Source organism: Streptomyces sp. ATLC9 (assembly GCF_057196705.1).
The window spans coordinates 1-7,190 of sequence record NZ_JBXUOY010000260.1 but is presented as its reverse complement, the minus strand read 5'-3'; the positions used below and the strand labels follow the sequence as shown (position 1 = coordinate 7,190).

Genomic DNA, 7,190 nt, shown 5'->3' with positions numbered 1-7,190 from the left:
CCGCCGGGGCGGCCCTCACACCGGGCTCCGCAACGGGCTCCGCGCGGGATGCCGTGCCCGTGCCCCGCTCAGCGTGGTGCGCGGGCCAGGAAGGTGTGGAGGATGCCGTACTCCCAGCCCGGCAGCGGCACCGTGCGGACGAGGTCGAAGTCCGCCGCCGTCAGCCGCTCCGCGAGCTCCTGAGCGGTGTCGAACTCCAGGACGCTGCGCCACAGGTGGCGGTACAGGCCCGCGCCGCCCGGGCCGAGGGAGCCGGCGGGGATGATCACCGAGTGGCACACGGCCGTCCAGACCAGGCGGTGGCGTGCCGCGCCGGACAGGGCGTACTCGTGGACGGCCAGCCGCCCGCCGGGACGCAGCAGGTACCTCAGCCCGGTCAGCACCTTGTCCGGGTCGGTCAGGTTGCGCACCAGATAGGCGGCGAACACCGCGTCGAAGGGCCCGCGCACCCCTGCCCGCTCCAGTTCCTCGGCGGGTGTGTGGACGAAGGTGATGTTCCCGGGCCACCGCTTGGCGGCGGCCCGCTCCAGCATCCCGGCCGAGGCGTCCACCGCGGTGATCTCGGCGCGGGGCGCCGCGGCCAGCAGCGCGGCGGTGGAGGCGCCGGTCCCGCAGCCCAGGTCGAGTACGCGCAGGCCCTCGCCGCCGTCCGGCAGTGCCAGCCTGCGGGTGGAGCGTCGCAACTGCCGGTGGTAGCCGGGGTTCGCGCCGACCAGACGGTCATAGGCGGTGGAGGCACCGTCGAACGCCGCGGTCAGCGCGCCGTCCTGCAGGAAGGTCATCGTGTCCGTCCTTCCGCCCGTACGGGCCCGGGTCGTGAGGTCATGGCCGCACGCCTACCCGGCGTGTGCCGCCGGGAACGCGCCGGAATGAGCGCCGGACGCACTGCCGGGGGGAGGGAGCGGGGATGAGCCGCCCGGAGACCGCCGCGGCCGAGGCCGCGCGCCCGGGCGGAAGGAGTGACGTGGACGCGGACGTGGTCGTGGTCGGCGCGGGGGCGGCGGGCCTGTCGCTGGCCGGGCGCCTCCTCGACGCCGCCTCCCCCTCGGCCCCCGTCTCGGTGGCGGTGGTGGAGCCGCCGCCGGGCCCCGAGCGCAGCCCCGAGCGCACCTGGTGCTTCTGGGGCGAGGAGGGAGCGGTCCCCGGCGGGCCCGGCGCCGGGCTCGAAGTGCCCGTCGCCGCCTCCTGGGGGCGGCTGCTGGTGCGGGGTCCCGGAGGCGAGACTCTGGGCGGTGACAGCCCCCGGCACTATCTGATGGTCCGCTCCGCGGATTTCACCGGCGCGATGGACGCCCGTCTGGCCGCCTCCCCCGCCGTCCGCCGTGTCACCGGCACCGTCACCGCCGTCGAGGACGGACCGCGCGGTGCGCGGGTGAGCGGCACGGACGCCGCGGGACGGTCCTTCGCGCTCACCGGCCGCTGGGTGTTCGACTCGCGTCCGCCTCGGATCCTGCCGCCCGCCCGCACCACCTTGCTGCAGCACTTCCGGGGCTGGTTCGTACGCACCGGCGAGGACCGTTTCGACCCGGGTACGGCGGAGCTGATGGACCTGCGCACCCCGCAGCCGCGGCGCGGGCTGTCCTTCGCCTACGTCCTGCCCCTCACACCGCGCGAGGCCCTGGTGGAGTACACCGAGTTCTCCTCCTCGCCCCTGACCGGCCGGGAGTACGAGGCCGCGCTGCGGCACTACACCGAACGCGTCCGGCCGCTGGGCGAGTTCACCGTCACCGGCGCCGAGCAGGGCGTCATTCCCATGACCGACGGGCGCTTCGTCCGCCGGGCCGGGCGCTCGGTGTTCCGCATCGGTACGGCGGGCGGAGCCACCCGTCCCTCGACCGGCTACACCTTCGCCACCGTCCAGCGCCAGAGCGCGCGGGTGGCCGCCGCCCTCGCGGCCGGGCACACCCCGCTGCCGCCCCGGCCCCACGCCCGCCGCCATCTGGCCATGGACGCCGCGCTGCTGCGCGCCCTGGCCACCGGCCGCGTGGACGGCGCGGACTTCTTCGCCCGCCTCTTCCGCCGCAACCGGCTGGACAGCGTCCTGCGCTTCCTCGACGGCCGCTCCGCGCTCCGCGAGGAGGTGGTGATCGGCCTGCGCTCCCCCATATGGCCGATGGCGCGATCCCTGGCCGAACTCCCCCTCCTACCGCGCAGGCCGCCCGCCCCCGTGCCGCGGCCCGGCGACCCCCACCAGCGAAAGGCCTCCAGGTGACAGACACGAGAAACCCCTGCCCGTACCCGCTTCCGGGCCGGGACCGTACCCGGCTCGCCCGCGACCGTTACGCCGTGCACCGGCCGGCACCGGCCGGGGCGGCCCGCATCGGCGACCGCGAGGTCCGCGCGGCGGTGGTGGGCGGCGGCATCGCCGGGCTCACCGCCGCCACCGCGCTGGCCGAACGCGGTGTGGCCGTCGACCTGCTGGAGCGCCGGGAGGTGCTGGGCGGACGCGTCGGGGGCTGGGCCACGGAGCTGGCCGACGGCACGTCCGTCACCATGTCCCGCGGCTTCCACGCCTTCTTCCGGCAGTACTACAACCTGCGCAACCTGCTGCGGCGTATCGACCCGTCCCTGTCGATGCTCACCCCGCTGCCGGACTACCCGCTGTGGCACAGCGGCGGAGCGCGGGACAGTTTCGCGCGGGTGCCCCGCACCCCGCCGTGGAGCGTGCTGGGCTTCACCGCCCTCAGCCCGACCTTCACCCCCTCGGGACTGGCTGGCATGAACCCCCGCGCGGCGCTGTCCCTGCTGGACGTGCGGGTGCCGGAGGTCCACGAGCGGCTGGACGGCGTGAGCGCCGCGGAGTTCCTGGACTCCGTCGGCTTCCCCGAACCGGCCCGGCACCTGGCCTTCGAGGTGTTCTCCCGCAGTTTCTTCGCCGATCCGCGCGAGCTGTCGGCGGCCGAACTGGTCCTGATGTTCCACATCTACTTCCTGGGCTCGGCCGAGGGGCTGCTCTTCGACGTCCCTCGCGACCCCTTCCCCGACGTCCTGTGGGACCCACTGGCCGCCCGGCTGGAGCGGCTGGGCGCGCGGGTGCGCACCGGCACCGCCGTGGGGACGGTGCGCCCCGGGCGGGACGGTTTCACTGTGGTGACGACCGAGGGCCGGGGACCGGGAGTGGAACGGGGCGAGCGCTACGACGCGGTCGTCCTGGCCGTGGACGGCGCGGGTCTGCGCGCCGTGGTCGACGGCTCCCCCGGCCTGGGCGGCCCCGGCTGGCGGGCGTCGGTCGGGCGGCTGCGCGAGGCCCCGCCCTTCCTGGTCTCCCGCTACTGGCTCGGCCGGCCCGTGGCCGCCGACCGGCCCGGTTTCCTGGGCACCAGCGGCTACGGCCCACTGGACAACGTCAGTGTCCTGGACCGCTGGGAGGGCGAGGCCGCCCGCTGGGCCGCAGGCACGGGCGGCAGCGTGGTGGAGCTGCACGCCTACGCCGTCGGCCCGGGCGCGGACCGCGTCGCCGTCCAGCGGGCGGCCCTGGCCGAACTCGCCCGCGTCTACCCGGAGACGGCCGGCGCCCCGGTCGTCGACGAGCGGCACGAGTGGCGGCAGGACTGTCCGCTGTTCGCCACCGGCACCTGGCGGGACCGGCCGGGGGTGCGCACCGGCCACCCCCGGCTGGTGCTCGCCGGGGACCTGGTGCGCACCACGCTGCCGGTGGCACTGATGGAACGGGCGGCCACCACCGGTTTCGAGGCGGCCAACGCCCTGCTGGCCACCTGGGGGGTGCGCGGTCACCCACTGCTGACGGTGCCCCGCCGGGGCCGCTCGGCGCCGCTGCGGCTGCTGGCCTCGGCCCTCGTCCGCTGAGGGGCGGTCAGAACGCGGAGAGCTGCCGGGCCCCGGTGGCCGGCAGGGCGCGTTCGTGCTCCAGCAGCGCCCGTTTGCGCTCCACTCCCCCGCCGTAACCGGTCAGGGCGCCGTCGGCTCCGACGACGCGGTGGCAGGGCACGATGACGCCGATCGGGTTCTTTCCGTTGGCGAGGCCGACGGCGCGGGAGGCCGACGGCCGGCCGATGTGCTCGGCGAGCCGGCCGTAGGTCCAGGTCCGGCCGTGGGGGATCTCGCACAGCGCGGCCCAGACACGCTGCTGGAACGGCGTTCCGTTCAGCCTCAGCGGCAGGTCGAAGGTCTCGCGGTGCCCGGCGAAGTACTCCTCCAGCTGCCGGGCCGTCTCGGCGAGCGGCGGTCCGGCGGGCTCCGGCAGCCGCTCACCGAAGGCCGACTCGTCGGGCCGGTGCCGCTGGGCCTCCATGTAGAGGCCGGTCAGGTACTCGTCCTCGGCGACCAGGGTGAGCGGGCCGCAGGGGCTGTCGACGACGGTGTGCGCGCGCCTTCCGGGCGCCCGGGGCACTGCGGGCATGTACTGGGTCTCCTCTCGGCCGCGGCCCGGATGGGTCCGGTCCGCCCGGTACCAGCATGACCCGGCGTCCGCCGGCCGACCGGCGGTTTCCGGACAACCACCCGTCACCCCGCGTTCTCCGGCCGGGCAGGGCGGAGCGGGCCGGCCGGAGAACGCGGTCAGACGGCGCCGGGCCGCCGGCCGGAGTCCTCGGCCCGCCCCGGGGGCTCCCCGACAGGCGGTGCGGTGAGGTGCTCCAGGGTGCCGGTGATGTCCAGGAACCGCTCCAGGAGCGGCGGGCGGTCGTCGAGGTGCAGGCGTACGGCGCCGACCAGTTCCCCGGTGGTCTCGTGGTCGAGGTCGCCGGTGACGCGCAGCCGGACGGTGCCGGGGCCGGTCTCGGCCGTGAGTGCGAAGGAGGGCCGGTGCATGGGTGTCATTCGGACTTTCCGTGGCCGGTGGGGTCGGGGGCGGGGGCCGAAACCGTGCCGAGGGCCCGGCGGGCCCCCTCCAGCAGGCGGATGGCGCGGGGGAAGTCCTTCAACTGCCCGGCCAGCAGGTCCAGCGCGGGGTGCAGGGAGTGCGCGGGAACCTTGCGGGCGGTGAGGATCTGCGCGGTCCAGGTCATGAAGCCGGTGAACAGCTCCTCGTCGTCGACGTAGAGGGCGGTGGACAGGAAGTCGACGATGTGGGCGACGTCCTCGGCGGTGTGCAGCCGCTGGCGTTCGGTGTAGTCGCGCATGGCCGGGAACCGCTCCTCCAGACCGGCCATGGTCTCCCCCACCAGCCGCGGGGCGGTGCGCGAGACCATCGTGTACTCCTGGTCGGCGAGGTGGGGCAGGTCGTCGACCGGGTGGTGCGCGGTGCGCGGGCCGGGCAGCGGCAGTGCTTCCCCGCTCAGCCTGTCGGCGGCGGCGCGGGCGTCGGGGGCCCAGGCGTCGGCGCCGAGCAGGCGGGCGTAACGTCCGTCGGGGCCGAAGGCCGCGCCGCCGGCCAGCACCGGGGTGCCGGCCGCCTGGCAGGCGGTGATCGCGGCGTGGGCGGTGGGCAGGCGGGTGGGGATGGAGGAGGACAGCGCGACGGCGCAGGGCCCCGTACGGTGCAGATGCGCTATCAGGTGCTGGACGGGGACCTGGGCGCCGAGGAAGTCGACCTGCCAGCCGCGCAGCGCGAGCACCTCGGCGAGCAGCCGGGCCGGCAGGGCGTGCCACTCGCCGTCCACGCAGGCGACCGTGACACGGTCCGCCCCGGCGACGGGCCGTGCGCGGCCGCGCACGCGGTGGGCGAGCGCGGCGATGATCCGTTCGCTGATGGCGGTGGCGGCGTGCTCCTGCGCCACGGTGATGCGGTCGGCGGCCCATTCGGCGCCCACCTTCCGCTGGACGGGCGCGATGACGTCCAGCAGCACCGCCTCCGGGTCCGCTCCGGCGTCCAGAGCGGCGAAGACGGCCTCGGAGGCGGCGTACTCGTCGCCCTCGCGGACGGCGTCCCACAGCCGTTCCCGTGCCGCGTGCGGGTCGGCCGCCGGCCCGGCGGCGGTGGAGGCGTGGCTCGTGTGGGTGGTCAAACCGTGTACCCGCCCCGGGTGTGGCCGTCCACCGTGCTGAGGTGCGCGGTGCGCGGCGCTGTGATGGCGACGACCGCCATGTCGTCGTGGCTCCTTCCCCCGACCCACTGTCCGACGGGCATCCGGACGCGTTCGACCACCGCCTCCGCCGCGCAGGGCGCGTCGTTCCACGCCGTACCGGTCCCGGCGCCGCGCGGCCGGGTGGATGGGTCCTCGGAGATCGTCACAACCGGGGGCCTGCGGGCCCCACCACCTTCCTGCTGCCTGTCGGATGACTCGGACGGCACTGCGCGGAACGCCGGGCGGGACGCCGAACAGGGGATTGCCGTCCGGCAACCTTCCCCCAGATGCCGTGATCAAGGCAACCGCGACATCCGGGGGCGCCCCACCGGACGCCGGGGCGCGCCGCACGCTGTTCCGCCCCGGCTCACAAGGAAGACCGGCGGAGTGCCCTCCGGGCGAAAACAGGGGTTTCCGCGGCGGGCATGAGAAACCTCACTGTATTCCCGGTTCGGGTGCGGTCGCCACACCCTCCCGGAACCGAGGGGCCCGGAGGCGCCGTGCCCGCGAGTCCGCCGGTTCCCTGTGCGACGACCTGGTGGCCACCACCGCCGCCACCGGCCGCGACGACATCACCCTGATCGCCCTGCGCCTGCCCGCGGCCGGCCGCTGAACCGCAGGAGCGGGCGGCGGGGCCGTGCGGGGCAGCGGTCGCGAGCCGCACGCGTGTACGTGGCCGGCCGCGGTGAGCTCCGGTGGCCGGGAACATCCCGGGCCCGGAAGGCGCTACCCACTGTGCCCCTGCGTTATGAGCGGTTTGAGATGGAAGGTGTGGGAACAGTGGCGGAGACAGGACGGGCGCTTCCCCAGCCGGCCGGTGAGACGCCGATGGTCACCTCCTGCGACCGGCGGATCGCCGTGAAGTGTCTGCGGCTGCCCACCGCGGACCGGCCGATCAGCCGGGTCACCCTGGATCTCGGCCCGGGCCGCGACAGCACACCCGGCACCTGGGCCGCGCTCACCGTCCCCGAGGCCCGCGAACTGGCACGGCGGCTTCTGCTCCAGGCCGCCCTCGCCGACGGCGAGGTCCCCCCGCTCCCCGGCTCGCCGGCGAGCTCCGGCCTCCTGCCGTCCACGCCGCCCTCCCCGCCGGTGCCGCCCGGCGCGTCCGGCCTCTGAGCCGGCCCGGAAGGCCGAGGACGCGGACAGGCCCATGAGCACGGACGGGCCGGGGGGCGGGCCGCTCCACCCCGGGCCCCGCCCGCCCCCCCCCCCGGCGCCCCC

The 7,190-nt window shown here is 75.9% G+C and carries 7 protein-coding genes and 1 pseudogene; 3 read left to right on the top strand and 5 right to left on the bottom strand.

The window, feature by feature from the left end:
• Nucleotides 1–68: 68 nt before the first annotated feature.
• Nucleotides 69–782 (bottom strand): class I SAM-dependent methyltransferase, encoded by a 714-nt coding sequence (locus tag AC2CJA_RS21775; protein WP_484604366.1) that lies wholly within the window; start codon nt 780–782, stop codon nt 69–71.
• A 125-nt stretch (nt 783–907) separates the two neighbouring features.
• On the opposite strand from AC2CJA_RS21775, the gene AC2CJA_RS21770 reads away from it, so the two are divergent.
• Nucleotides 908–2,212: a lycopene cyclase family protein gene (locus AC2CJA_RS21770; protein WP_484604365.1), complete on the top strand. Its 1,305-nt coding sequence runs from the start codon at nt 908–910 to the stop codon at nt 2,210–2,212.
• Nucleotides 2,107–3,807, top strand: coding sequence for an FAD-dependent oxidoreductase (locus AC2CJA_RS21765; protein WP_484604364.1), 1,701 nt, complete (start codon nt 2,107–2,109; stop codon nt 3,805–3,807). Before AC2CJA_RS21770 ends, AC2CJA_RS21765 begins: the two co-directional genes overlap by 106 nt.
• Before the next feature lie 7 nt (nt 3,808–3,814).
• Here the strand turns inward: AC2CJA_RS21765 and AC2CJA_RS21760 are convergent, their stop codons facing one another.
• The 4 genes and pseudogenes from AC2CJA_RS21760 to AC2CJA_RS21745 all read right to left on the bottom strand — a co-directional run.
• A complete protein-coding gene (locus tag AC2CJA_RS21760; protein ID WP_484604363.1) occupies nt 3,815–4,360 on the bottom strand; it encodes a methylated-DNA--[protein]-cysteine S-methyltransferase in 546 nt (181 codons plus the stop codon).
• A 158-nt stretch (nt 4,361–4,518) separates the two neighbouring features.
• A complete protein-coding gene (locus tag AC2CJA_RS21755; protein WP_484604362.1) occupies nt 4,519–4,779 on the bottom strand; it encodes an STAS domain-containing protein in 261 nt (86 codons plus the stop codon).
• A complete protein-coding gene (locus AC2CJA_RS21750; RefSeq protein WP_484604361.1) occupies nt 4,776–5,906 on the bottom strand; it encodes a cobalamin B12-binding domain-containing protein in 1,131 nt (376 codons plus the stop codon). The genes AC2CJA_RS21755 and AC2CJA_RS21750 overlap by 4 nt, the downstream gene beginning before the upstream one ends.
• Nucleotides 5,903–6,067 (bottom strand): annotated as a pseudogene (locus tag AC2CJA_RS21745) (serine/threonine protein phosphatase); the annotation flags it as partial. The gene AC2CJA_RS21750 and the pseudogene AC2CJA_RS21745, both read right to left, overlap by 4 nt.
• Before the next feature lie 679 nt (nt 6,068–6,746).
• Here AC2CJA_RS21745 and AC2CJA_RS21740 point away from each other — a divergent pair.
• On the top strand, nt 6,747–7,085 hold the full coding sequence (locus AC2CJA_RS21740) for a hypothetical protein (protein WP_484604360.1): 339 nt from the start codon (nt 6,747–6,749) through the stop codon (nt 7,083–7,085).
• Nucleotides 7,086–7,190 lie beyond the last annotated feature (105 nt).